A 342-nucleotide genomic window follows, 5' to 3' on the forward strand; every position below is an offset into this window, starting at 1 on the left:
GAGTCATACCTGAGGGTAAGCGAGTCTAAAATCTTCTCCAAAATGCCAGTGAGATGTAGCTGGATGACCAGTTAATAGCGTGGCATCAGCCACTAAGCAGGTACCAGTGCCGACCCCAATAATCGAGCTACCCTGATGCCAACTACAAGTTAGCCACTTCAGAAGCCCTTGGTTTGCCCTATCAACGGGGCGCGGGTTACGCCAAATACCGGGCACTATGATCATATCACTGTATGGTGAATTGGCATAGGCGTATGAGGGTATAATCGCAAAACCACTGCGAATTTGCATTGGCTGTCGATCTTCAGCTAGCAAATTGATCTGCAATGGTTGAAATTGCGT

1 protein-coding gene is annotated in these 342 nt (G+C 48.0%); it reads right to left on the reverse strand.

Translation table 11 applies throughout. The features are described 5' to 3' along the window. Nucleotides 1-3: 3 nt before the first annotated feature. Nucleotides 4-342, reverse strand: a 339-nt coding sequence (locus tag CWB85_RS22150) for a type 1 glutamine amidotransferase family protein (RefSeq protein WP_502705331.1), incomplete at its 5' end; no start/stop codon positions are given.

The organism is Pseudoalteromonas sp. S1727 (assembly GCF_005886375.1).
GTDB lineage: Bacteria > Pseudomonadota > Gammaproteobacteria > Enterobacterales > Alteromonadaceae > Pseudoalteromonas > Pseudoalteromonas haloplanktis.